This is a genomic window from Saccharothrix stipae, assembly GCF_054781895.1.
In genome coordinates, this window is record NZ_BAAGTN010000012.1 from 1 (window position 1) to 23,621 (window position 23,621).

The 23,621-nt window shown below is 72.3% G+C and carries 24 protein-coding genes; 13 read left to right on the plus strand and 11 right to left on the minus strand.

Going from position 1 to position 23,621, the window contains the following annotated elements:
* The 3 genes from ACYVLT_RS26670 to ACYVLT_RS26680 form a co-directional block, all read left to right on the plus strand.
* Window positions 1-355: SCP2 sterol-binding domain-containing protein (locus tag ACYVLT_RS26670; protein WP_461122951.1), on the plus strand; the 355-nt coding region annotated here is incomplete at its 5' end.
* 368 nt (window positions 356-723) lie between these two features.
* Window positions 724-1,287 (plus strand): hypothetical protein, encoded by a 564-nt coding sequence (locus tag ACYVLT_RS26675; protein WP_461122952.1) that lies wholly within the window; start codon window positions 724-726, stop codon window positions 1,285-1,287.
* 4 nt (window positions 1,288-1,291) lie between these two features.
* On the plus strand, window positions 1,292-2,512 hold the full coding sequence (locus ACYVLT_RS26680) for a DUF6239 family natural product biosynthesis protein (RefSeq protein WP_461122953.1): 1,221 nt from the start codon (window positions 1,292-1,294) through the stop codon (window positions 2,510-2,512).
* Window positions 2,513-2,589: 77 nt separating this feature from the next.
* On the opposite strand, the gene ACYVLT_RS26685 is transcribed toward ACYVLT_RS26680, so the two are convergent.
* Together ACYVLT_RS26685 and ACYVLT_RS26690 are read right to left on the minus strand one after the other, a co-directional pair.
* Complete coding sequence (locus ACYVLT_RS26685; RefSeq protein WP_461122954.1) at window positions 2,590-3,720, minus strand: winged helix DNA-binding domain-containing protein; 1,131 nt, start codon at window positions 3,718-3,720, stop codon at window positions 2,590-2,592.
* A 39-nt stretch (window positions 3,721-3,759) separates the two neighbouring features.
* On the minus strand, window positions 3,760-4,185 hold the full coding sequence (locus ACYVLT_RS26690; protein WP_461122955.1) for an Hsp20/alpha crystallin family protein: 426 nt from the start codon (window positions 4,183-4,185) through the stop codon (window positions 3,760-3,762).
* 318 nt (window positions 4,186-4,503) lie between these two features.
* Between ACYVLT_RS26690 and ACYVLT_RS26695 the strand changes: the two genes are divergently transcribed.
* Entirely contained in the window at window positions 4,504-4,845 is a 342-nt protein-coding gene (locus tag ACYVLT_RS26695; RefSeq protein WP_461122956.1) for a VOC family protein, read from the plus strand.
* A 107-nt stretch (window positions 4,846-4,952) separates the two neighbouring features.
* On the opposite strand, the gene ACYVLT_RS26700 is transcribed toward ACYVLT_RS26695, so the two are convergent.
* The 5 genes from ACYVLT_RS26700 to ACYVLT_RS26720 all read right to left on the minus strand — a co-directional run bounded on the left by ACYVLT_RS26700 (window position 4,953) and on the right by ACYVLT_RS26720 (window position 8,699).
* Window positions 4,953-5,369, minus strand: coding sequence for an RbsD/FucU domain-containing protein (locus tag ACYVLT_RS26700; protein ID WP_360455234.1), 417 nt, complete (start codon window positions 5,367-5,369; stop codon window positions 4,953-4,955).
* Between the two features lie 5 nt (window positions 5,370-5,374).
* Entirely contained in the window at window positions 5,375-6,835 is a 1,461-nt protein-coding gene (locus ACYVLT_RS26705; RefSeq protein WP_461122957.1) for a family 43 glycosylhydrolase, read from the minus strand.
* Window positions 6,836-7,116: 281 nt separating this feature from the next.
* The gene (locus ACYVLT_RS26710; RefSeq protein ID WP_461122958.1) at window positions 7,117-7,680 is read right to left on the minus strand and encodes a YdeI/OmpD-associated family protein; all 564 of its coding nucleotides are present in this window, start codon (window positions 7,678-7,680) and stop codon (window positions 7,117-7,119) included.
* A gap of 54 nt (window positions 7,681-7,734) precedes the next feature.
* Window positions 7,735-8,022 carry a hypothetical protein gene (locus ACYVLT_RS26715; protein WP_461122959.1) on the minus strand — a complete coding sequence of 96 codons (288 nt, stop codon included), beginning with the start codon at window positions 8,020-8,022 and terminating at the stop codon, window positions 7,735-7,737.
* Window positions 8,023-8,132: 110 nt separating this feature from the next.
* A complete protein-coding gene (locus tag ACYVLT_RS26720) occupies window positions 8,133-8,699 on the minus strand; it encodes a CGNR zinc finger domain-containing protein (RefSeq protein ID WP_461122960.1) in 567 nt (188 codons plus the stop codon).
* A gap of 129 nt (window positions 8,700-8,828) precedes the next feature.
* Here ACYVLT_RS26720 and ACYVLT_RS26725 point away from each other — a divergent pair, with 129 nt between their 5' ends.
* From ACYVLT_RS26725 to ACYVLT_RS26750, 6 genes are all read left to right on the plus strand, one after another.
* Entirely contained in the window at window positions 8,829-9,686 is an 858-nt protein-coding gene (locus ACYVLT_RS26725) for an alpha/beta fold hydrolase (RefSeq protein WP_461122961.1), read from the plus strand.
* A 300-nt stretch (window positions 9,687-9,986) separates the two neighbouring features.
* A complete protein-coding gene (locus ACYVLT_RS26730; RefSeq protein WP_461122962.1) occupies window positions 9,987-10,955 on the plus strand; it encodes an arabinan endo-1,5-alpha-L-arabinosidase in 969 nt (322 codons plus the stop codon).
* A gap of 206 nt (window positions 10,956-11,161) precedes the next feature.
* Window positions 11,162-12,433, plus strand: a complete 1,272-nt coding sequence (locus tag ACYVLT_RS26735) for an ABC transporter substrate-binding protein (RefSeq protein ID WP_461122963.1) — start codon at window positions 11,162-11,164, stop codon at window positions 12,431-12,433.
* The gene (locus tag ACYVLT_RS26740; RefSeq protein WP_461122964.1) at window positions 12,430-13,401 is read left to right on the plus strand and encodes a carbohydrate ABC transporter permease; all 972 of its coding nucleotides are present in this window, start codon (window positions 12,430-12,432) and stop codon (window positions 13,399-13,401) included. Before ACYVLT_RS26735 ends, ACYVLT_RS26740 begins: the two co-directional genes overlap by 4 nt.
* Window positions 13,398-14,234 (plus strand): carbohydrate ABC transporter permease, encoded by an 837-nt coding sequence (locus tag ACYVLT_RS26745; RefSeq protein WP_461122965.1) that lies wholly within the window; start codon window positions 13,398-13,400, stop codon window positions 14,232-14,234. Before ACYVLT_RS26740 ends, ACYVLT_RS26745 begins: the two co-directional genes overlap by 4 nt.
* Before the next feature lie 4 nt (window positions 14,235-14,238).
* Window positions 14,239-14,844, plus strand: a complete 606-nt coding sequence (locus ACYVLT_RS26750; RefSeq protein WP_461122966.1) for a hypothetical protein — start codon at window positions 14,239-14,241, stop codon at window positions 14,842-14,844.
* Here ACYVLT_RS26750 and ACYVLT_RS26755 read toward each other — a convergent pair.
* A complete protein-coding gene (locus ACYVLT_RS26755) occupies window positions 14,808-15,803 on the minus strand; it encodes a LacI family DNA-binding transcriptional regulator (RefSeq protein ID WP_461122967.1) in 996 nt (331 codons plus the stop codon). The genes ACYVLT_RS26750 and ACYVLT_RS26755 overlap by 37 nt on opposite strands.
* Window positions 15,804-15,919: 116 nt before the next feature.
* Between ACYVLT_RS26755 and ACYVLT_RS26760 the strand changes: the two genes are divergently transcribed.
* Window positions 15,920-17,110 carry an MFS transporter gene (locus tag ACYVLT_RS26760; protein WP_461122968.1) on the plus strand — a complete coding sequence of 397 codons (1,191 nt, stop codon included), beginning with the start codon at window positions 15,920-15,922 and terminating at the stop codon, window positions 17,108-17,110.
* A 20-nt stretch (window positions 17,111-17,130) separates the two neighbouring features.
* Here ACYVLT_RS26760 and ACYVLT_RS26765 read toward each other — a convergent pair whose 3' ends face one another.
* Both ACYVLT_RS26765 and ACYVLT_RS26770 read right to left on the minus strand, forming a co-directional pair.
* Window positions 17,131-19,491 (minus strand): ABC transporter permease, encoded by a 2,361-nt coding sequence (locus tag ACYVLT_RS26765; protein ID WP_461122969.1) that lies wholly within the window; start codon window positions 19,489-19,491, stop codon window positions 17,131-17,133.
* Window positions 19,488-20,180 carry an ABC transporter ATP-binding protein gene (locus tag ACYVLT_RS26770; protein WP_461122970.1) on the minus strand — a complete coding sequence of 231 codons (693 nt, stop codon included), beginning with the start codon at window positions 20,178-20,180 and terminating at the stop codon, window positions 19,488-19,490. Before ACYVLT_RS26770 ends, ACYVLT_RS26765 begins: the two co-directional genes overlap by 4 nt.
* Window positions 20,181-20,385: 205 nt before the next feature.
* On the opposite strand from ACYVLT_RS26770, the gene ACYVLT_RS26775 reads away from it, so the two are divergent.
* The gene (locus ACYVLT_RS26775) at window positions 20,386-21,723 is read left to right on the plus strand and encodes a sensor histidine kinase (protein ID WP_461122971.1); all 1,338 of its coding nucleotides are present in this window, start codon (window positions 20,386-20,388) and stop codon (window positions 21,721-21,723) included.
* The gene (locus ACYVLT_RS26780) at window positions 21,720-22,391 is read left to right on the plus strand and encodes a response regulator (RefSeq protein WP_461122972.1); all 672 of its coding nucleotides are present in this window, start codon (window positions 21,720-21,722) and stop codon (window positions 22,389-22,391) included. Before ACYVLT_RS26775 ends, ACYVLT_RS26780 begins: the two co-directional genes overlap by 4 nt.
* Window positions 22,392-22,395: 4 nt before the next feature.
* Here the strand turns inward: ACYVLT_RS26780 and ACYVLT_RS26785 are convergent, their stop codons facing one another.
* Window positions 22,396-23,604: an alpha/beta hydrolase family protein gene (locus tag ACYVLT_RS26785; protein ID WP_461122973.1), complete on the minus strand. Its 1,209-nt coding sequence runs from the start codon at window positions 23,602-23,604 to the stop codon at window positions 22,396-22,398.
* Window positions 23,605-23,621: the final 17 nt, after the last annotated feature.

Sequence of the window (23,621 nt, forward strand, 5' to 3'; positions counted from 1 at the left end):
CGCACCCATCAGCGTCGACTCCCTCATGCTCGCCCTCCACACCCTCTACGACCCACACCGCGCCGGGGAACTCACCGCTCAGGGCGCCACGCACGTCGCGCTCCAGCTGGGCGAGGAGACCGTCCACACCACCATCAGCCCGGACGAGGACACCCTCCAGGTCACCCGCAACCCCACCCACGGCCGCGAACCGCACGTGGTCATCCACACCGACACCACGACCCTGAACAGCGTCATCCAGGGGCGTCAGACCCTCACCGACGCCCACGCCGCGGGACACCTCACCGTGGACGGCGACACCGCCGTCGCCACCCGTTTCGTCACCCTCTTCCCGTTCTCGCCGGCCACCGCCTGACGGGCGACGGGCACCCGCCGGCCGAGCGCCGACCGCCCGTCCGACAATCGCGCGCACATCGGAAAGCACACCGGAACCTTGCGCGCTACTTCCGCGTTGCGCATTTCGCCGATGACGCGGATTCTTGACCGCTTCGTTGTCGACCGGTGACCGCACGGCAGAAGAGGACCGGGCACCCGGACGCCTAATAACATCGGCTCGCGGGTGTCGCACTGCCAACGAGGGCGACCACAGTACCGGCATTTGGACTACCGGGCTTCTCCAGGATTGCGGTGTCCGCACCTATGCGTTCTTCACGAGCCCGAAATCCCATATCGTCGCTGGTCAGGTGAAATGAACCGGTCGGGGCGAGCCATCAGGAGGAGCACATGGTCGACGCACAAGCCCATACGCACGCCAGGGGAGGCTCGCTCAACACCCACTGGCACAAGCCGGCGCTCTACGCGTTCATGCTGATCGTGATCGCGCACTGGGTGGAGCACATCACGCAGGCCGTGCAGATCTACGCCCTGGGCTGGCCGGTGCCGCAGTCCAAGGGCGCGCTCGGCCTGTGGTTCCCGTGGCTGGTCACGTCCGAGGTCATGCACTACGGCTACGCGCTGATCATGCTCACGTTCCTCTTCGCGCTGCGCAAGGGGTTCGTCGGGCGCGCGAAGACGTGGTGGACGATCTCGCTGGGCCTGCAGTTCTGGCACCACATCGAGCACCTGCTGCTGATCATCCAGTCGTCCGCGGGCACGAACCTGCTCGGCAAGCCCGCGCCGACGAGCATCATCCAGTTGATCATCCCGCGGGTGGAGCTGCACCTGTTCTACAACACGATCGTGTTCATCCCCATGGTGATCGCGATGGTGCTGCACATGCGGCCGTCGCGGGAGGAACGCGCGGAGATGCAGTGCACGTGCGCGCTCCCGGTCGGCGCTTCGGCCTGATCGCATGCACAACCACGGCGCCGTCGGCCTGCCGCTCGGTTTCACGCTCCTGCGGTTGATCCTCCTCGGCGCGGTGACGGTGGTCGCGGGTTGGGCCCTGGTCCGACCGTTCGCCCCCGCCGCGTCGGGGTTGGTGACGCGGCGGGTGGTCACCGGGTTCGCGGGCATCGGTGGCGTCGTGGTGCTGCTCATCGCGGAAGCCTCGTGGATGCCGGGGCTCGCCGCGGTGGCGTTGATCGGGCTGCTCGCGGCGCCTCCCGCGTTGCGCCGCGAGCGACCGGTGCTCGGCCTGCTCGTGGTGGCGGTTGCCGTGGTGACCGCGGCAGCCGCCGGCGCGTGGTTCGCCGGACCGCCGTCGTCGTCCGCCTACATCACGTTGATGGCGGCGTTCGTCGCGGCGTCCTGGCTCGCGCTGTGCCCGCCGACCGCGGTGGTGCGGGTCGTCGGGGCGGCGCTCGGCGTCACGCTGCTGGTGGGTCTGGGCACGGTCACGATCGCCGGACAGCTCACCACCCCGGCCGCGGGCGACCCGATGCTGACCCGCGTGCCGCTCGGCGGGAACCCGGTCGACGTGCTCGTGGTGCCGCACATGCCGGGCTGGAACATCGTGCACACCACCGACGTCCCGCTGTCGGTGGGCAACGCGTCGAACGCCCTCGTGCCCGCCGTGGCGCGGCCGGGGATGACGGGTCGGTGGGCGTTGGTCTGGCTGCCCGAGGGCCGCAGCGACCTGTGGCTGGAACGGGCGGGCACGCGCACCACGGTCCCGGTGGACACCGGTGGTGTGGCGTGGACCGGTCCCGACATCCGCGGCGCGGAGGGTCCGGACTACGCGTCGGCGGTGTTGGCCGCGAAGCTGACCGGCAAGCGCGGCGACCTGCCGTGGCCCGGGCTGACCGGTGACGACGCCGCGGTGCTGCGCGCACGGGTCGCGTCGATCGACGGGCCGTTCGCCGTCGTGTCGGACGGTTCGGCCCGCGCGGTCGAGGCCGCGGAGGTCGTCCGGGAGGAGGCCGCGCGCCTGGGCAGGACCATCACGCCCGACGCGTCGGACGTCCTGGTGCTCGGTGGCACGCCGCCCGCCGACCGGCGACACCACCTCGCGCCCTGGCTGACCCCGCCGGACCTGACGACGCCCGAGGCACGTCGGTACGTGCGGACGCTCGCGGCCGCGTTCCCCGGCGCCGCCCCGTCCCGTTCGGGACTCGCGGCCTGGACCGGCTAGACCGCCGCGAACCCCTGCCGGAAACCCTGTCCCACCGGTCTTCCACCCGGTCCCTGGTTGGTCGGTGAACCCGTTCTCTAATCACCCGGCAGCACGCGGACCTCGGCGGCGGGCAGGTCGGACCACCACCGGTCGTAGCGGCGGTAGGCGCCTGGTTCCCGGTCGGCGAGCAGGGCCACCAGCGCACGGGCCTCGACCGCGAGCCCTTGCCACACCTCGTCCGGCAGCGGGTGGAACGCGGTCGCCTCGACCCCTCCCCCGGCCGGTCGCCACACGCCGGCCACGTGGCCGTCCACGAGCAGGGTCGGCAGCACGTCGCCGTTGGCGCGGGTGACCAGCTTGCGGTACCCGGCCGGGATGATCCGGGACCGGTCGGCGTAGGCGAGCAGGGTGCTGTCCCACATGGCCATCAGCCTCGGCGGGGCCGGGGTGTCCTCGGGCGGGCGTGGTGCGTCGGGGAGGTCGAGCAGCTTCGTGCCGTCGGGGCCCTCCAGTCGTTCCAGGGTGTCGGAGAGGACGGCTACGGCGTCCCGCACCCTGGAGCGCTGCACCAAGGCGAACTGCGCCACGTCGGCCACCGACGCCGGGCCGAAGCCCTCCAGGTAGCGCCGGACCACCGCGGGCAACGACTCGTCGGGGGTGCCCGCGGGCTCGGTGTGGGCGGTGACGTAGGACGGCCGGGGGCCGAACGACCACGCGCCGCCCACCGGGGCGTGCAGCAGCGGCGCGAACGTGCGCAGCGCCCACCACACGCCCTTCGGCGGCACGTCCAGTCGCGCCGCGAGCCAGGCCTCGACCTCAGCGGCCGTGCGGGGTTGACCGGTGAACGCCAGCAGGTCCGGCACCACCGCGTCGGCCTCGGCGACGGACAGCCCGCTCGCGGTGAACCGGCGGTCGCCGAGCCTGGCCCCGCGCAACGTCGGCCGCATCGCGGTGTGCATGGCCGCGTGGTCGTCGGCGTGCACGAGGTGCAAGGTGATCCGCAGCAACGTCGCCTTCACCAGCGTGCGGTCGGCGATCGCGGCGTCGAGGGCGACCGGGTCGAAGTCGGTGAGCCGGTTCCACAGGGCGACGTACGGCGAGGCGGGGTGCTGCGCTTGCACCGCGACCACGCGGCGGACCGCCTCACCGACGTCGAGCGCCTCCCGGCGCAGGAGGAGCTGTCGGTGGAGCGTGGCCCGGTTGAGGCCGCGTGCACTGATCCGCATGCGGGGCAGTTTCCCCCACCGGCGGCGGGACCCACGCGCCTACCTGGTCGGCACCCGCACGACCACCATGCCGTCGAGCAACCACGCGTCGATCCGCTCGACGTCGACCGCCGCGGGCACGGTCGCGCAGTAGTAGTAAGTGCGCGTGGACCGGGTCGGGCGCACCGTGATCCCGACGCGGTCGCGCCTGATCTGCGTCCCGTCCGGCCGCAGGTCCTGGTCGCGCACCTCGACCCGCACGTCCCGCGGCCCCACGTCCTCCAGCAGCGTGGCGAAGAAGTAGGCCTTCGCGGTCACCGCCACGTCGACCAGCAAGGGCCGCTCGTCGGCCGTGGCCAGGTCCCACTCGCGGCCCAGGCTCCGACCGATGCGCTCCCACCACACGTCCATCTCGACCACCGGGTCCGGGCCGGAGTCCGTGCCCTCGCAGGGCTCCCGGCGTCGGACTGTCAACCGCTCGACCACGACGCCACCTTTCCGTTTGCCCCACCCTCGACCCGGGAAATACCCGATGTCACGGGGGTTCACGCTCGGTCGATCGGGTGAAGTCGGCGGCCGAATCCGCCGTGCTCGGCGCAGCGCGGTTCGGCCGAACGCGCGCGGGTGCTCCGACCGGGCAAGCGTCCACCCCGAGGAGTGGCGCGGTTCCGACCCGTCGACCGGCGAACGCGGCCGCCGATCCGCAGGCGGGCGCACCGCGCGGCTTCCTCGTTTTTGCTGGATCCGCCGCAGCGGCGGCGGTCCGATTGACGGCCTGCCGGGGAGCTCATTAGCTTGCAACACGTGGCTGCCGAACGCATTGCTCCCGTTGTCCCGACAGACGATCTCGCCGGCGCGGTCGAGCGGTGGTCGGCGTTGCTCGGCGTGGCGCCGACGTTCGTCGACGGCGACCGCTGGGCCCAGTTCGACGTCGCGGGCGGTCGGCTCGCGCTGTCCGGCGCGGACCGCGTGCACGACGGTCCGGCGATGCTGGTGAAGGTGCCCGACCTCGAAGAGGCACGGGAGCGCGCGCAGGCGCTGGGTTTCCAGGTCGGCGAGATCAGCACCGGCCCGCACGAGCGGCGGTGCGTCGCCGTCGGCCCGGACGGGTACGCGGTGATCCTGCACAGCCCCTTGGCTTCCTGACACCTCGGCGCACGGCCGTCCTCAGTGGACCCGAAGCCGCGTTCTCCGTCCACAACGGACCAGGCCCGGCTCCGGCCCGCACGCGGACGTGCGGGCCGGAGTCGGGATCAGGCGACGAACCCGACCGTGAGCAACAGGTTCGCGTAGAGCCGCCCGTCACCGGTGGCCACGCACACCGCCAGTTCCGGCGATCGGCACGCCGCGTAGAAGTCCTGCCGCGCCAACGGTTGCAACGGCAGGTCCGGCCCGAGGATCCGCTCGTAGTCGGCCCAGACCGGTGGCGTGCCCAGGTCGTCCGGCCGCATGGTGTGCACCGCCTCCACCGGGATCGCCGACAGCACCGGCTCCAGCACGTCGTCGACCGGGACGAGGCCGGGGCGCAGGTTGAGGTGGATCAGCGTGGCCCGGTGGTGCACGTTGGTCCGGTGCGCGTAGTTCGCGTCGGCGAGCAGGACCTTCGACCCGTGGCCCGCGGTGGCCAGGGCGTGCAGCAGCGGTGGGTGGAGCAAGGGGTAGCGCAGCACAGGGGTCACTCCAGGATGAAGGTGGCGTCGGCGCGTGCGACGGTGTCGGGCGTGGTGGTCAGGTTGATGTTGGTGCCATTGTGGCGGATGTACTCGCCGGGGTAGTTCTGCGACTCGAACGAGACGCCGGAGCCGGAGGCCAGCCCGGCGCGGCGGAAGAACGACGCGTCTGCGCGGAAGATGGCGCTGCCGTCGTTGCGCTCCACCCACATCTCGTGGTTGCGGTGCCGCAGGTAGTAGCCGGGGAAGTTGGTCGACTCCAGCGACACCGTGCCCGACCCGTTCAGGCCTGTGACGATGCGGAACTGGGAGTCGGCGAGCGGGTTCACGTTCGCCTCGACCCGGCCCCGGTACTCCCAGTGCCGGACGAACCGGTCCGGGTAGTTGTAGGACTTCAGCCGCACGGGCGTGACGCCGTCGGCCACCGGGATGCCGAAGTTCGGCGTGCCGTCGGCGTTCCAGTAGACCTTCTGCGCGCGGGTGCGCCGGTTCGGGTCGCGCAGCGGGTCGCCGGAGATGTCGCGGTAGTTGCGGTCGTGGTAGACGAGGATGTCGCTCTGGCCGTCCTCGGACACCGTGAACGAGTTGTGCCCGGGGCCGTACTGGCCGGTCGCGGCGTTGGAGGCGAACACCGGGTTCGCGCTCTTGCTCCACGACGAGGGGTTGAGCAGGTCCGCCGACGCGGAGGCGGTCAGCATGCCCAGGCAGTAGTTGGCGTCCGTGGCGCTGGCCGAGTAGGTGAGGAAGACCCGGCCGCCGCGCTGGATCACCGAGGGCCCTTCGGCGACCTTCACCCCGCCCCGCATCTCCCACGCCAGCGTCGGCACGGTCAGCCGGGTCACCGTGCCCGTGATCGACCACGGGTCGGCGCCCATGCGGGCGAGGTAGAGGTTGGAGTTCGTGGCGATGCCCGGCTCCGACTGCGCCCAGGTCAGGTACCGCACGCCGTTGACCGTGAAGGTCGACATGTCCAGGGAGAAGGTGTCCCACGGGACGTTGACCTTGCCCCGCTCGGTCCACGTGCCGGTCAGCGGGTTGGCGCTGCCGTTCTCCAGCACGTAGGGGCGGATGCGCCAGATGTCGTCGGTGCGACCGGCGGCGAAGTAGACGTACCACTTGCCGTTGATGAAGTGGATCTCCGGCGCCCAGATGTGCGCCCCCATCTCACCCGACGAGTGCCTGCGCCAGATCACCGACTCCGGTGCGGTGGCCAGGCCCTGGATCGTGGTCGCGCGGCGCAGGACGATCCGGTCGTACTCCGGCGCGGTCGCGGTGAAGTAGTAGTAGCCGTCGGTGTGCTTGAAGATGTGCGGGTCCGCCCGTTGGGCCGCCAGCGGGTTCGTGTACTGCACGGCGGGTGAGGCCTGTGCGGCGGGCGTCACGGCCAGGCCCGCGAGGGCGGTCACGGCCACCACCGCGACCACCGCCAACCGGCGCGATATCCAGCGGGGAACGGCACTGTTCATCGGATCCACTCCATCGTGGCGTCGGGACGTGGCGGCTGTTAACGCTAACAGCGCAGGTCCGCGCGCCTCAATACCCACTTACGAGACGATTGAGGTCTGAGATCCAGTGGGTTGCACCCGCTTGACGGCCGCACTTCATAGGGGCTGGTTATCGGCATGATCAGCAAAGAGGGCTGGTGTTAGCGATAACATTGCGCTACCTTCGCCGACACGCGAGCCCCGACTTGCCGGGTGGGCGGACGCGACTCTCCCCCGTCCCCCCACCCGGCCTCCACCTCACGTCACCGCGTCAGCTCACCGACGATCCGCCGCAGCTGCACGGCTCGGGCGGCCGGTGTCCTCGCCTTCATGAGCCGGAGGAACAGCGCGTACTGCCGGGTCCGGTCCAGCAGTCCGAACCGCTCGCGGGCGCGTTCGTCGGCGGCCAGCGCTTTGGCCAGGTCGGGCGGCACGGTGGCGTCGCGCTGCCGCTCGTAGGCCGCGTCCCACCGGCCGTCGGCCCGGGCGGCCTCGATCGCGGCGAAGCCCGGTGCCCGCATCCGCCCGGCGGCGATGAGCGCCTCGGCCTTCTCGACGTTGACCCGCGACCAGGAGCCGCCCGGTCGGCGCGGCGAGTACCGCTGGAGGTAGTGGTGCTGGTCGAGGCCCCTGCGGTGGCTGTCGATCCACCCGTGGCACAGGACGACGTCGAGCGCCTCGGTGATGGTGACCGACGACCGCCCGGACCCCTTCTTGGCGATCTTGAGCCAGACCCCGTCGCTGGTGTCGTGGTGCTCGGCCAGCCACGACGCCCACCCGGCGGCGTCGGCGAAGTCGAGCGTCTGCGGTTCGGTGCGCGCGTCCATGCCCCCATGGTGCGCCGGCAAAGTGCTCACCGAGTGAGCACTTTGCCGAAGCGGTCAGGCGTCGGACTCGCGTCGTTCCGCCATGGTGTCCGGTGCGGACTCCGGAACCTCGGTGCGCACGTCCGAGTCGCGCAACACCTCGCGTGCCTGGGCCTCGGGATCGGCGCTGCCGGTCCCCAGCTCCTCCGGCAGCAGGTTGGCCCTGGTCCGCGCCCGGCGGTCGACGTCGTTGCGCCGGTCGAAGACCTCCGGCCGGTCGAGGTCGTGCTCGCGCCTGGTGCGCTCCTCCTCGTCGGGCGACAGCCCGGTCGCGCCGAGGTCCAGCGGTTCCTGATGCGTCATGTGCCTTGCCATACCCCACCGGCGCCCGGTTGACGCCCCGCGCGGCGGCAGGGGTTCGGCACGGCCGGGTTCGGATGCTCGGGGTTCGGCGCGGTCAGGGTTCGGCGCGGTCAGGGTTCGGCGCGGAGCCTGCTGTGGTGGCGGCGGGCCTTCAGCCGGTTGCCGCAGGCCGTCATCGAGCACCACAGCCGCCTGCCGGTGCGCGAGGTGTCCTGGAAGTGCAGGACGCACTCCGGGTTCGCGCACTTGCGGATGCGGTCCGGGGTCGCCTCGCGCAGGCCGACGAAGTCGCGCAGGCACGCCCAAGCCGCGCGCCACCGCGGGTCGGCGACGTCGTCGTGCTCGACCCGGCCGTGCTCGTCGACCGCCAACCGCACCCGCCCCCGTGCCAGCAGGGAGTTGAGCGCGGTGTGGTCGGCCGGGTCCGCGATCACGGCGGCCAGCGCGTCCCGGGCCTGGCGCAGCGGCTGCCGGGGCACGGGTCGGCCGGCGGGGAGTGCCCGGTCCGCGAGCCAGGCCCCGGTCAGGTCGTCGTGGTCGAGCAGGTCGTACGGCACGCCGCCGGTCACCCAACGGGTGTTCAGCAGGTCGATGGCCAGGGGTTGGTCCGCCAGCGGACGCGCGGGCCAGCCGCGGGCCAGCAGCGCGCCGGTCACGGCGTCATCGGCACCGAGCACGGCCCGCACCTCCCCCTGCCTAACCGTTGAGAGTCGCTTGACAGGTTAACACGTGGCTGCTTACCTGAGCTCCCGCCTAACCGTTCATAGCCATCAGAACAGTTAGACCGTTCGAGACAGGAGCAGTCGATGACCTCGTACCGGTACGCCGACGTCAACGGGCAGCGCGTGTTCTACCGGGAGGCGGGCCACGCCGACGCCCCGGCCCTGGTGCTGCTGCACGGCTTCCCCACCAGCTCGCACATGTTCCGCGAGCTGATCCCGGAGCTCGCCGACCGCTACCGCGTGATCGCGCCGGACCACGTCGGCTTCGGCCACAGCTCCGCGCCGTCGGTGGACGAGTTCGACTACACCTTCGACGCGCTCACCGACATCACGCTCGGACTGTTGGACCACCTCGGCGTGCGGCGGCACGCGCTGTACGTCCAGGACTACGGCGCACCCATCGGGCTCAAGATCGCGTCACGCCACCCGGAGCGCGTCACCGCGATCATCACCCAGTCCGGCAACGCCTACACCGAGGGCTTCACCCCGTTCTGGGAGCCGTTGTTCGCCTACGCCACCGACCCCGGCCCCGACACCGAACCGGCGGTGCGCGCACTGCTCACGCCCGACGCGACCCGCTGGCAGTACACCCACGGCGTCAAGGACCCGAGCCGGATCGACCCGGACACCTGGGCGCACGACCAGGCCCTGCTCGACCGGCCCGGCAACGCCGAGGTGCAGCTGGCACTGTTCCGCGACTACCGCGACAACCTGGACGCGTACCCGGTGTTCCAGCAGTACTTCCGCGACACCCGGGTGCCGCTGCTCGCCGTGTGGGGACGGCACGACGAGATCTTCGGCCCCGACGGCGCGCTGGCGTACCGGCGCGACCTGCCCGACGCCGAGATCCACCTGCTCGACACCGGCCACTTCGCGCTGGAGGACCGCCTGGACACCGTCACCGGCTACATCCGCGGCTTCCTCGGTCGGGTGCTGAGCTGATCAGCCCGTTTGTGAGCGCTAACAGACACTGATGTCCGACCTGGGCAAGCCTGCCTGTTAGCGATAACAGACAGGCTTGCCCACCCCGACGGGGCTGCGCTACGGTGCCGGGAAGCGCTCCCGGTCAGGCCGCTCCGCAGGCGACCGGAGGCGCGTCACGATTCCTGCTCGCAAGGAGGCGACGCATGAGTCCGCGCACGTCGACATCTGTCGGGCCGAGACGCCGCGCCGTCCTCCCCTAGTCCACTCCGGACACCCCGCCGCCGCGTCCGCTACACCCCCCGAGAGATCGAGGAAACCGTGGCTGCATCGAGGAAACGCGCCCTCGGCCTGATCGCCGCGCTCGCGATGACCACCGCGTCGGTCGCGATCGCGCCGCAGGCTTCCGCCTACCCCGGACCCGGCGTGGTCACCGGCGACATCAGGGTGCACGACCCCAGCGTCGTCAAGCGACCCGACGGCAGTTACCTGGTCGCGCACACCGGTGACAACATCGGCCTGAAGACCTCCACCGACCGCACCGCCTTCCGCAACGCGGGCGTCGCCTTCCCCAACGGCGCGTCCTGGACCACCACCTACACCAACGGCAGCCGCAACCTGTGGGCGCCGGACATCTCCCACCGCAACGGCCAGTACTACCTGTACTACTCGGCCTCGACGTTCGGCTCGAACCGCTCGGCGATCTTCCTGGCCACCAGCCCCAGCGGCAACTCCGGCACGTGGACCCACCGCGGCCTGGTGATCGAGTCGCGCACCAGCGACAACTTCAACGCCATCGACCCCGACCTGGTGGTGGACGACCAGGGCCGCTGGTGGCTGAGCTTCGGCTCGTTCTGGTCCGGCCTCAAGATGATCGCGCTCAACCCGTCCACCGGGCTGCGGTCGGACTCGTCGCTGCGCTCCATCGCCGGCCGCAACGGCGGCCCGATCGAGGCGCCGAACATCGTCAAGCGCGGTTCCTACTACTACCTGTTCGCGTCCTTCGACTACTGCTGCCGCGGCGCGTCGAGCAACTACCGGGTCGTGGTCGGCCGCTCGACCAGCGTCACCGGCACCTACTACGCCCGCAACGGCACGGCCATGACCTCCGGTGGCGGCACGGAGATCCTCGCGGGTCAGGGCAGCATCCACGGCCCCGGCCACCAGGACGTGTTCTCCGACGTCGACAGTGACATCCTCGTCTACCACTATTACGGCGACGACGGCGCTTCGAGGTTGGGTATCAATTGGCTCGCTTGGGATTCCGCAGGGTGGCCCTACGTCCGATGACACTCGTGCGACTTGCCACCGCCCCTGGTCACCGCGCTCCGCGGTGGCCGGGGGCGGCGGCACCGCCGGACGGTCGCCGATCGGCCGCCGAACGGCTGCCGAAGCGGGCATTGACGTTTGCGCACCCTGCTCGTAGCCTCCCGGAAAGCGCTTTCCCCGCCGCACCGCCCTCAACGTCGGCAAGCGGTTGAGACCGGAGGAATCGAATGGGTGCACTGAAACGTTTCAGAGTCCTGGCGACGTCGGCCGTCGCGCTGCTGGCGGTCGCCTGCGGCGGCAGCGGTGGCGGCGGCGAGGAGACCCAGGCCGGTCCCGCCACGTTGCGGTTCTCGTGGTGGGGAAACGCCGAGCGCGCCGAATTGATGCAGAAGGCCATCGACCTCTTCCAGAGCAAGAACCCCGAGATCAAGGTGACGCCGAGCTTCCAGGAGTTCGAGGCGTACTGGCAGAAGATGGCCACCGAGACCGCCGGCGGCAACGCGCCCGACGTCCTGCAGATGGACTTCGCGTACCTGCGCGAGTACTCCGATCGCAACGCGCTGTACGACCTGAAGAAGCAGGAGGGCAAGAACCTCGAACTGGGCGACCTCCTGTCCGGGCTCAAGGGCGCCGGTGAGATCGACGGCAAGCTGTACGGCGTGCCGACGGGCGCCAACACCTGGGGTTACATCTACAACCCGGCGTTGTTCACCCAGGCCGGCGTCGAGGAGCCGAAGGAGGGGTGGACCTGGGACGACTACCGCGACGCCATGAAGACGATCGCGGACAAGACCGGGGTGCCCGGCGGCGGCAACTACGTGGGCAGCTACTACAACCTGGAGCTCCAGCTGCGCCAGGAGGACGGGTTGCTCTACACCGAGGACGGCAAGCTCGGGTTCGACAAGGCCCGGCTGGCGGAGTTCTTCAAGGAGGGCAAGGAGTTGGCCGACGGCAAGGTCGCGCTGCCGATCGAGAAGGGCGTGCAGATCAAGCCGTCGCACGCGCTGGAGCAGGACCTGGTCGCCGGTGACCTCGGCTGGGACAACTTCATGGCGCGCTACGACAAGGGCGCCAAGGCCGAGTTGAAGCTGGGGCCCGTGCCGACCGACAAGGCGGGCACGTCCGGCCAGTACCTGAAGCCGTCGATGCTGCTGAGCGTGTCGCAGAAGACCGAGCACCCGGCGGCGGCGGCCAAGCTGGTGTCGTTCATGGTCAACGACCCCGAGGTCGGCAAGATCTTCGGCGCGAACCGGGGCCTGCCGCCGACCAACGCCCAGCGCGCAGCCGCCCAGCTAGAAGGACCGCTGGCCGCCGTGGCCGCCTACGAGGACGGGCTGAAGGACAAGTTCGGCAAGACGCCTCCCGCGCCGCCCAAGGGCGCCGGCACGCTGGAGCAGGCGTTCATCCGGATCACCGAGGAACTCCAGTACGGCCGCATCACCGTGGACGAGGCGGTCGAGCAGTTCTTCACCGAGGCCGAAGAGACCCTCGGGTCGTGACGAAGGCGACGATCGCGCCGGACCGGCGCGCCGAGGTCGCGGTGCCGCGGCAGGCGGGTCCGCGCAAGCGGGCCCGCCTGTCCGGTGACGGGCCGGCGGGCTACCTGTTCCTGTCGCCGTGGATCATCGGGATCGTCCTGCTGACCCTCGGGCCGATGGTGACCTCGCTGTACCTCTCGTTCACCGACTACGACCTGTTCAACACGCCGACCTGGATCGGGCTGGAGAACTACCAGCGGATGTTCACCGACGCGCGGTGGCTGCGGTCGGTCGAGGTCACCGCGATCTACGTGGCGCTGGCCGTGCCGATCAAGCTGGCCGTCGCGCTGGCCGTGGCCGTGCTGCTCAACGGCAAGCGGGCGGGCCAGGGCTTCTACCGGGCCGCGTTCTACGGGCCGTCGCTCATCGGCGGCAGCGTCGGCGTCGCGATCGTGTGGAAGATGATGTTCAGCGACGACTCGGTGGTCGACCAGGTGCTCCAGCGGTTCGGCATCGACACCGGCGGCTGGGCGGGCAACCCGGACTTCTCGCTGATGATGCTGGTGCTGCTGGCCACGTGGCAGCTCGGCGCGCCGATGGTGATCTTCCTGGCCGGGCTCAAGCAGGTGCCGCGGGAGCTGTACGAGGCGGCCGAGGTCGACGGCGCGAGTCGGGCGCGGCGGTTCTGGTCGATCACGTTGCCGATGATCTCGCCGGTGCTGTTCTTCAACCTGCTGCTGGAGACGATCAACTCCTTCCAGGTGTTCACGTCGGCGTACGTGGTGGGCGGGCCGAACGGCCAGCCGGCGGGCAGCACGCTGTTCTACACGATCTACCTGTTCGACCGGGGTTTCGGCGACTACCGCATGGGTTACGCGTCGGCGATGGCGTGGATGCTGCTGCTCGGCGTCGGCCTGGTCACCGTGTTCCTGTTCCGCACCGCGCGCGGGTGGGTCTTCTACTCCGGGGATTCGGGGGACCGGCGATGACGCTGTCGTTGAGGCGGGTGGCGTGGCACGTCGGCGTGCTGGCGCTGCTGGCCGTCGTGCTGTACCCGATCGTGTGGGTGGCGGCGGCGACGTTCAAGCCGTCCGAGGCCATCATCGGGAGCCTGCGACTGCTGCCGAGCGAGCCCACGCTGGCCAACTACGAGCGGGTGTTCGAGGGCGTGGTGGGGATCGGCGTCGGCCGGTTCTTCTGGAACTCCGCGGTGCTCGCGGTGCTCTCGGTGGTGGGGACGGTCGCGTCGTCCGCGCTGGCCGCGTACGCGTTCGCCCGCCTGCGGTTCCGCGGTCGGACGGTGCTGTTCGGGATCATGATCGCGACGCTGCTGCTGCCGTTCCACGTGTTGATCATCCCGCAGTACGTGGTGTTCCAGAACCTCGACCTGGTCGACACCTACGTGCCGTTGCTGGCGGGCAAGTTCCTGGCGTCGGAGGCGTTCTTCGTCTTCCTGATCGTGCAGTTCATCCGGCAGCTGCCGCGCGAGCTGGACGAGTCGGCGAAGCTCGACGGCGCCGGGCACTGGACCGTGTTCTGGCACATCATCGTGCCGCTGTGCCGGCCGGCGCTCATCACCACCGCGATCTTCACGTTCATCTGGAGCTGGAACGACTTCTTCGGGCCGCTGATCTACCTGAGCACGCCGGACAAGTACCCGTTGCCGCTGGCGTTGCAGCTGTTCATCGACGAGTCGACCGGGTCGGACTTCGGCGCGTTGATGGCGATGTCGATGCTGGCGCTGGTGCCGGTGATCCTGTTCTTCCTGTTCTTCCAGCGGTTCCTGGTGGAGGGCGTGTCCACGTCGGGGTTGAAGGGGTGAGCCGGTGAAGCGGTTCGCGTTGTTCGGTGAGTGCCTGACCGCGGGGTTGCTGGTGCTGCTCGTCGCGCTGCCGGTGGTGACCCTGATGCCGGCGCTCGCGGCCGGGTGCGCGCACATCAAGGCGCACGTCGACGGGGAGACCACGTCGATCCGGGCGTTCTTCGAGCGGGTGCGGGCGGCGCTGCCCGGCGGTTGGGTCGCGTCGATCGCGGTGGTCGGCGCTTTCGCGGTGCTTGCGGTGGACGTGGTGCTGTTGCGGACGCGGGTGGCGGGGGGCGGGCTGGTGGCCGTCGTGTGCGGTGTGGCGGCGGTCGGTCTGGCGGTGGTGGTGCTCCGCGCCGCGGCGGCGTGGTCGGAGGACGTGCGGTGGGCGGTCGTGGGGCGTGCGGCGGCGCGGCGGGCCGCCGTCGATCCCGGTGGGTCGCTGCTGCTGGTGATGGCCCTGGCCGTGCTGCTGATCGTGACCTGGCAGCTGCCGCCGTTGGTGGTGCCGATGGTCGGGTGCGTGCTGATGGCGGCGGTCGCGGTGGATCGGCGGCACGCCACGGCGGCCACGCGGCCGCGACCCGGTGGTCAGGCGCTGTCCCGCAGGACCAGCGTGGAGGGGTAGAAGGTCAGCGGGCCCGGGGCGCGGCGGTCCAGGACGGCGGTCGTCGCTCCGGTGGCGATGGCCTCGACCGGGTTTGTGGTCGTGGTCAGGCCGGGGTGGCTGAGGGCGGCGAAGGCGATGTCGTCGAAGCCCGCGACCGCGACGTCGCCCGGCACGTCCACACCCGCGCGGCGCAGCGCGTCGAGGGCTCCCAGCGCGCAGAGGTCGCCCAGCGCGAAGATCGCGTCGGTGTCGGGCCAGCGGGCCATGATCTCCGCGGCCGCCGACTCGCCGCGGGCGGCGGTGAAGTCACCGGGGACCGAGCGGGGCGGGGTGGCCGACTCGGCCATGGCCCGGTGGTAGGCCGCGAGTGCCCGTTGGGTGCACGGCAGCCACGACGGACCGGTGATCATGGCGACGCGTCGTCGGCCGCCCGCCACGAGGTGCTCGACCAGGCGGGTGGTGGCGGCGCCGTTGTCCACGTCGAAGGACGGCACGTCGCGGGTGCCGACGCCGATGGCCGCGATCCGGCCACGCGCCGCACGCGGGACCGCGGCCAGGGCCGGTCGGGTCGGGTTCACCAGGACGATGCCGCCGATGCCCCGGTCCTCCGCCAACCTGCCCAGCTCGCCCGGGTCGTGCAGCGGCAGCCAGCGCACGGACACGCCGACGTCGCGGGCGGCGGCGGTGCGGGCGGTCGCGGTCAGGACGCGGGCGACGTACGGGTCGTCCAGCACGTGCGCGGTGTGGCCGCCGACGGCGACGACGACGTGGGTGCCGCTGCGGGTGGCGAGGGCGCGTGCGGCGGCGTGCGGGACGTAGTCGAGTTCGCGGGCGGCCGCGGCCACCCGGGTGCGCGCGGCGTTCGACGCCGGTCCGCGGCCGGTCAGCGCGCGGGACGCGGTGGCCACCGACACGCCCGCCTTGCGTGCCACGTCCTCCAGCGTCGCCTCGCGCCGCCGTGCCGGATGTGCGACCACGGCGCCAGTGTGCCGGCTCCGGACCTTGCGGTGGAAGCGCTTCCATGGGTGGGGTGGAGACGCCGGGGGTGGGTGTCGGGGAACGAGCGAGGCAGGAGCCGATGGGACGAGCACGCATGTCGGTCACCGGGGGGACGGACGGCTCGGCCGCCAGGTCCGTCCGCGCCACCACCGTCGGGGTCGCGGTGACGTTCGGGCTGAACGGGGTGGCGGTGGCGTCCTGGTTCGCCCGCGTGCCCGCCGCCCGCGACTCGTTGCACCTCGACCCCGCCGCGCTCGGCGTGCTGCTGCTGGCCATGTCGGCCGGCGCGACGGTGGCGATGCTGACGGCCGGCGAGGTGACCCACCGGCTGGGCGCGCGGCGCACGGTCCGCGTGTCGACCGCCGGTGTCGCGGTCGGGCTGGTGGTCGCGGGCGTCGCCATCGGCACGTGGCCGTCCGCCGCGGCGGCGGGGATCGGGTTGTTCCTGCTCGGCTACGGGTCGGGCACCTGCAACGTCGCGATGAACGTCGAGGCGGCGGCCGTGGAGCGCGAGCTCGGCCGGACGGTCATGCCGCGCTTCCACGCGGTCTGGAGCCTGGGCACGGTCGCGGCGGCCGGGTCGGCCGCGCTGGCCGCGTGGGCGCGCCTGCCGGTGACCGCCCACCTGTCGGGTGTCGCGGTGGTGACGTTGGTCGGCACGGTCGTCGCGGCGCGCACCTTCCGCCGCGGTGGCGACGACGCGGTGGGCGCGAAGAGCGGCGTGCTGGCGGCCTGGCGCGAGCCGCGCACGCTGCTGATCGGGTTGCTGGTGCTGGTGCTGGCGTTCACCGAGGGCACCGCGAACGACTGGCTCGCGGTGGCGTTCGTGGACGGCTACGCGTTCGGGCCGGCGGCGGGCGCGGTGGTGTTCGGCGTGTTCGTGTCCACGATGACGCTCGGGCGGCTGGTGGGCACGGTCGCGCTCGACCGCTGGGGACGGGTGCCGGTGCTGGTCGGCACGATGCTGCTGGCGATCGGCGGCGTGACGACGGCGGTGCTGGGCGGGTCGCCCGCGGTGGCCGTGGCCGGGGTGGCGCTGTGGGGGTTGGGCACCTCGCTCGGCTTCCCGGTGGGCATGAGCGCGGCGGCCGACGAGGAGGGCCGTGCGGCCGCACGGGTCGGCGTGGTGGCGGTGATCGGGTACACCGCGTTCCTGGCGGGCCCGCCGGTGGTCGGCATCCTCGGCGACCAGGTCGGCGTCCTCCGCGCGTTGCTGGTCGTGCCGTTGCTGCTGGTGCCCGCGCTCGCCCTGGTGCCCGCCCTCCGCCCACCTTCGCGGCGGTAGGCGGAGGGCGGGCACAGGCCCTACTCGGTGCGCAACGCGGTGGCGGTGGACGTCCGGGCCGCCCACGTCGCCGGCGGCAACGCCCCCACGATGGCGATCAGCAGGCCGCCGACGCCCAGCGCGACGAGCCGCAGTGGCTCGTGCACGGCGAAGGCCGACGCGGGCAGGCCGATGCCGGCGCTCTCGCCCATGGCGGGCAGCACCCACTGGTGCAGGGCGACGCCGACGGGCACGCCGACCGCACCGCCGAGCACGCCGATCACGACGACGGACCCCAGCACCATCGCGACGGTCTGCCGCGGCGTCATGCCGAGTGCTTTGTGGACGCCCAGGTCGCGGACCCGTTCCCGGGTGTCGAGCAGCACGGTGTTGAGCACGCCCATGGCGGCGACCGCGACGAGCATGAGGGTGAGCACCGCGGTCAGGCTGTTGATCAGGATGATCGTGTCGCTGGCCTGGTCGTCCCCACCGGGTGCCGCAGTGGCCCCCAGCGATTCCAGCGCCTTGTTCAGGCTCTCGACGTACGCGGTGACGTCGGTGCCCGGTTGGACCGCGATGTGGTGGCTCACGTCGGTCGGGGTGCCGGCGAACGTGGCGGTGTCGGTGAGGACGACCATGCCGTCGTTGCTCATCTCGAAGACGTCGCCGACGATCCGGACGGTGACCGGTTCGTCCCCGTCGTGCAGCGTGACGGTGTCGCCGACGCGGGTGCCGGTGGCGGTCAGGAACGGCGTCGCCGCGATGGCCTCGCCCGGTGCGGCGAACCACCGGCCGGAGACCATCTGGTAGCCGTCCCAGGTGGCGTCGCCGGTGAACGAGACGACCCTGGTGGACCCGGTCACCCCGGCGACGGTCACGTCGGTCCGCGTGGTGCGGTAGTGCGCTCGCGTCCGGGCCTGGGCGTCGATGGCGGCCGACACGGCGGCGGGGTCGGGGTCCGACCCGGGTTTCCCACCGCGAGGGCGGGAACCGGGGGCATTGGGCGCCGGGGCGCCGGGGCCCGCCATGCCGCGGCCCTCGACGCCGATCGTCACGTCGGCGCGGTCGTGGTTGCGGGCGATCTGCACCTGGTTGAGCGAGGCCGCCAACCCGACGGCGAACGTGACCGCGGTGGCGCCGAACAGGACGGCCGCCACCATCGCCGCCGCACGGACGGGTCGGGTGAACGGGCGGGCCAGCCCGAGGCTGATCGGTCGCGGCACGGCGAGCCGCGCGGTCAACCGGGCCGCCCACCGGCCGCGTCCCGGGCGCGGGGTGCGGCCCACGGCGATCGCGTCCACGGTGCGCAGGCGGCCGGCCCGGGACGCGCTCCCCCACGCCGTCACCGACACCAGCACCAACGCGCCGGCGATCACCGCGGCGTTCACCCACGGGGACACCGTGAGCGTCACCGCGCCGTAGACGTCCTCGGTCTCGGCCAGCACCGGGATGGCGAGGAGGTTGCCCGCCACGACCCCGATCGCGGTGCCGACGGCCGCCGGGATGAGCGCCTGGGCCATGTACGCGCGCACGACCTGCGCCGGGGTGAAGCCGAGCGCCTTGAGGATGCCGATGCGCCGGGTACCCGCGCCGACCGCGCCGGCCACCACGTTGCCGACCACGAGCAGCGACATGGCCAGCCCCAGCACGCCGAACGCGACGAGGAACGGCACGAACACCGCGATGGTGCGGTCGGCGGTCTGCTTGAGCACGAGCCAGGACTGCGACCCGGTCAGGGCGCCTTCGGGCACCGCCGCCTCGATCGCCGCACGGCCCGCGTCGACCTGCTCGGCGGTGGCCGCGGTGGCCAGCCGGTAGAGCACCTGGTGCCCGTCGGGCGTGGTGATCCAGGACGGTGGCACCCAGCCGTCGGCGGTGCGGCTGACCGAGCGGGCCAGGCCGACCACGGTCAACGCCGAGCCGTCGGCGAGGACGAGCTCGCGGCCGACGCCGGAGCCGCTGGGCGAGTGCGCGTACGGGCCGTCGGCGGACACCACGATCTCGCCGGGCGCGTCGGCCCAGGCGCCCTCGGTCAACGTCACCGCGTCCACCGGGCCGCTGCCGGGGTCGGCGCGGCCCACGACGGTCAGCGGCGCTCGCGGGCCGGGGCTGTCGTCGCCGGGCGTGACGGTCAGGACCGGGAACGGTCCGGCCGCCGCGGTGACGCCCGCGACCGGTGCGGACAGCTGCGCCGCGGTCACCTTGGTCGGGTCGAACCGGGCGGACAGGTGGGCGCCGCGTTGCTCGGCGAACGCCTCGTCGAACGGCGCGGTGGACGCCTCCAGCAGCGAGCCGCCGAGCACGGACGAGGTCACGGCCATGGTCGTGGCGAGTCCGATGAGGACGGTCTGCACGCGGCGTCGTGCCAAGCCGGAGCGCACGACGCGACCCAGCGCGCTCATCGGGTGGGCTCCGCCACGACGTCGCCCGCGATCCGGCCGTCGACCAGGTGGATCGTGCGGCGCGTGCAGGACCGGGCCAGGGCCAGGTCGTGGGTGACCACGACGAGGGTCTGGCCTTCGGCGTTCAGCTCGGTGAGCAACGCGCTGACGTCCTCGCCGGAGGCGGTGTCCAGCGCGCCGGTCGGTTCGTCGGCGAGCAGCAGCGCGGGCCGGTTCATCAACGCCCTGGCCACCGCGACGCGCTGCCGTTCGCCGCCGGACAGCCGGCCCGGGTAGGCGCGGGCGTGCCGGGCGATGCCGAGCTGGTCGAGCAGCTCCGCCGCTCGCCTGCCCGCCTCGCCGCGCGCCGTGCCGGCCAGCTGCGCGGGCAGCACGACGTTGTCGGCCACGGTCAGGTCGTCGAGCAGGTTGAAGAACTGGAAGACCATGCCGACGCGGGCCCGCCGGTAGCGCGCGGACCCGGCCTCACCCAGCCCGTCGACCCGCACGCCGGCCACGGTGACCGTGCCGGTGTCGGGTCGGTCGAGGCCCGCGATGAGGTTGAGCAGCGTGGACTTGCCGCTGCCGGACGGGCCGAGGATGGCGACGGCCTCCCCCGCGCCCACGGTCAGCGACACGTCGCTCAACGCCGGCGGCCCGTCGTCGTACCTGCGGCTCACGTCGCGCAGTTCGATCACCGGCGTGCTCATGGGTCTGCTCCCTGGGTCGTCCTGGTTCGGCGCGGTGGACGCTAGGAGCGGGGGTGGCCGGGGCGCGTCGGTCGGCCGGGGCATTTCCGGTACTCCGCCGGGATGAGGGCGGTGCGGTGTCATCCCCGCGATGTAGTCGAGCGGTGTAGGCGGAGGGGTCGGCGGGCGGATGTCCGGTGGCGGGGCCGTCGGTGAGAATGGCCGGGTGACGAGCGCGCCGGTGCTGGACCGACTGCGGGCCTGGGCCGCCCTGGTGGCCCTGCCGAGCGGTCCGCTGCCCCGGCCGACGCGGCGCAACTACCTGTTCGACGTGGTGCTGGCGCTGGCGATCGGCATCACGTCGGTGCGGTACGCGCTCGACAGCGGTGACGTGCCGGTGCGCGTGGTGGTCGGTGGCCTGGTGCCGCCGATGCACCCTCCCCCGCCCGAGCCGGGCGTGGTGGTCGGCGCGGTGATCGTCGCGGTGGTGGCGGCGACGGCCTTGGTGCTGCGCCGCCGTTATCCGCTGGCCGTGCTGTGGGTCGTGCTGTACGCGACCCTGGTGACGCCGTCCGACACGCCGAGGCTCACGTTCCTCGCCTGCATCGTCGCGGCGTACTCGGCCGCCGCGTACAGCCCGTTCCGGCCGCCCGCGTTGGCGAGCCTGTCGGCGGTGGTGCTGGCGGTGGCGGTGTTCCGCGAGTCGGAGCTGCCGGTGGTGCCCAACGAGTACGTCCCGCTGCTGATCCTGGTGCCGCTGATCGTGGCGGCGAACGGCCTGCGCACGTGGAAGACCCGCACGGACGAGGGCCGGGCGCAGGTGTCGGCGTTGGAGCGGGAGCAGGCCGAGGCGTTGCACCGGGCGGTCGAGCACGAACGGGCGCGCATCGCGCGGGAGCTGCACGACGTGGTGACCCACCACGTGAGCGTGATGACGATCCAGGCGGGCGCGGCGCGCAAGGTGATGGCGTCCTCGCCCGACCAGGCGCAGGAGGCGTTGCTCGCGGTGGAGGCGGGCGGGCGGGCGGCGATGACGGAGCTGCGGCACGTGATGGGGCTGCTGACGATGGACGGCCCGGAACCCGTCGACCTGACCCCGCAGCCGGGCCTGGACCAGTTGGAGGCGTTGGTGGCCCGGGTCCGCGACACCGGTGTGCCGGTCCGGTCGAGGGTGACCGGGCGGCCGCGCCCGTTGCCGTCCGGGGTCGAGCTGGCCGCCTACCGGGTGGTGCAGGAGGCGTTGACGAACGCCGTCAAGCACGCCGCGGGCGCGTCGGCGGCGGTGACCGTGGACTACGGCGCCGACCACCTGCGGGTGGAGGTGGTCGACACCGGTGGCGAGCCGGGGCCCGGTGCGGCCACCGGCGACGGGCACGGGCTGATCGGGCTGCGGGAACGCCTCGCGGTCTACGGCGGCACGCTGGAGGCCCGGCGCCGGCCCGAGGGCGGCTACCAGGTGACCGCGTCGATCCCCGTCGAGCCCGCACCACCCACCTCGGAGCCCGCACCACCCACCTCCGAGCCCGCGCCCAACACCGTCGAACCTGCCGCGGAGGCACCGTGACCGACCCGCTGCGGGTGGTGGTCGCCGACGACCAGGTGCTGGTCCGCACCGGTTTCCGGATGATCCTGACCGCCGACGGCATCGACGTGGTCGGTGAGGCGACCAACGGCGCGGAAGCCGTGGAAGCGGTCCGCCGCACCGTGCCCGACGTGGTGCTGATGGACATCCGGATGCCGGAGCTGGACGGCCTGGAGGCCACCCGGCGCATCCTGACCGGCGGCGACGCCGAGCCGCGCGTGATCATCCTGACCACGTTCGACCTCGACCACTACGTCTACGCCGCGTTGTCCGCGGGCGCGAGCGGGTTCCTGCTCAAGGACGTCACGCCGGAGCACCTGGTCGCCGCGGTCCGCATGGTCCGCTCCGGCGACGCGCTGCTGGCGCCCGCCATCACCCGTCGCCTGGTGGAGCGGTTCGCCAACCGCGGCGCGGACACCGCCGCGCTGCACCGCGACCTGGCCGCGCTGACACCGCGTGAGCTGGAGGTCCTCCGGTTGCTGGCGCGGGGGTTGAGCAACGCCGAACTGGCCGGTCGGCTGCACCTGTCCGAGGCGACGGTGAAGACCCACGTCGCCCGCATCCTGGCCAAGCTGGGCCTGCGCGACCGCGTCCAGGCCGTGGTCGTGGCCTACGAGACGGGCTTGATCACGCCCAGCGGCCAGGCCTGACGGCTCAGCCGAGGGGCCGCACCTCGGGGTACCGCGCGGACAGGCCGTCGAACAGGTGGCTCGGCCGGTGGCGCAGGTGCACGTCGAAGAACGCGGTCAGGTGGGCGCGCTGGGCTGCGGTGCTGCGGGCCGGGTCGACCGTGCCGACGACGGGCGCCGTCACCGCCGGGTCCAGGCCGAGGTGGTCGGCCAGCTGCGGCACCAGGGACTGGTGGTCGGTGAACGAGGAGTGCTCGCCGTCCGACAGGTGCGGTTGGCGGACCCAGGCGCGGTGGTTGGCCAGGAACTCCTGCCACGACGCGTCCGACGCCGAGCTGTGGTCGCCCGCGCTCATCAGCAGGAACGGCCGGTCCAGGCCTTCGTCGGCGACGCGGCCGAAGTCGCGCGTGGACTGGGCGTAGGCCATGCTGCCGTCGAGGTTCGCGCCCGCGTCGATCCGCCGGTCGGACACCATGGCCTCGCCCGCGGTGAAGCCTCCCGCGGAGTGGCCGGCTATGCCGACCCGGGTGAGGTCGAGCGACCGGCGCAGGCCCGGCGGCAGGTGGCCGGCATCCGGGTTTCCGCCCCTGGTCAGGGTTTCGAGTCGGTCGAGCACGAAGCTCGTGTCCTGGACGCGCGTCGCCACCAGTTTCTTGTTGACCTCGACGGTGAGCGGCGACGGGACCGATCGCGGTGCGACCCGTCCGTCGGGGAACTGCACGGCCAGGGGTTCGTGGGTGTGGTCGATGGCGACGACCACGTACCCCTCGCTCGCCAGCTGTTCCAGCAGGCCGGTGCCGAGGGCGCGCGGGTTGCCGCGGCCGGGCGAGTACAGCACGACGGGCCGTCGACCGGGCAGGGCGGGCGCGTCCGGGATCGAGTGGGTGGCGAAGCCGTAGTCCAGTTCGGCCGGGTCGATGCGCAGGGCCGCGGCGTCGGACCTGGCCACTGCTTCGGCTACCGCGGGCGGCAGGAACGGCGCCCGTGCGCCGCCACGGGACGAGGTCGGGTAGCGGACGGTGACCATCAGCTCCCGGGTCCGGGTCGGCAGCCAGGGATCGGCGCGGGCGTGGTCGACGAGGTGGAGCTCGGTGATGCCCACGGCGTGGGGTCCGGTGGGTGCGGGCAGGTGGAACCGCAAGGCCTCCGGCGAGGCGGTCGCGGTCGGGGCGGTGGCCGCCAGGGCGGCGCCGGTGAGCAGGGCCAGGCCGCGCACGAATCGTTTTCCGGTCACCAGGCGAACGTATGGCG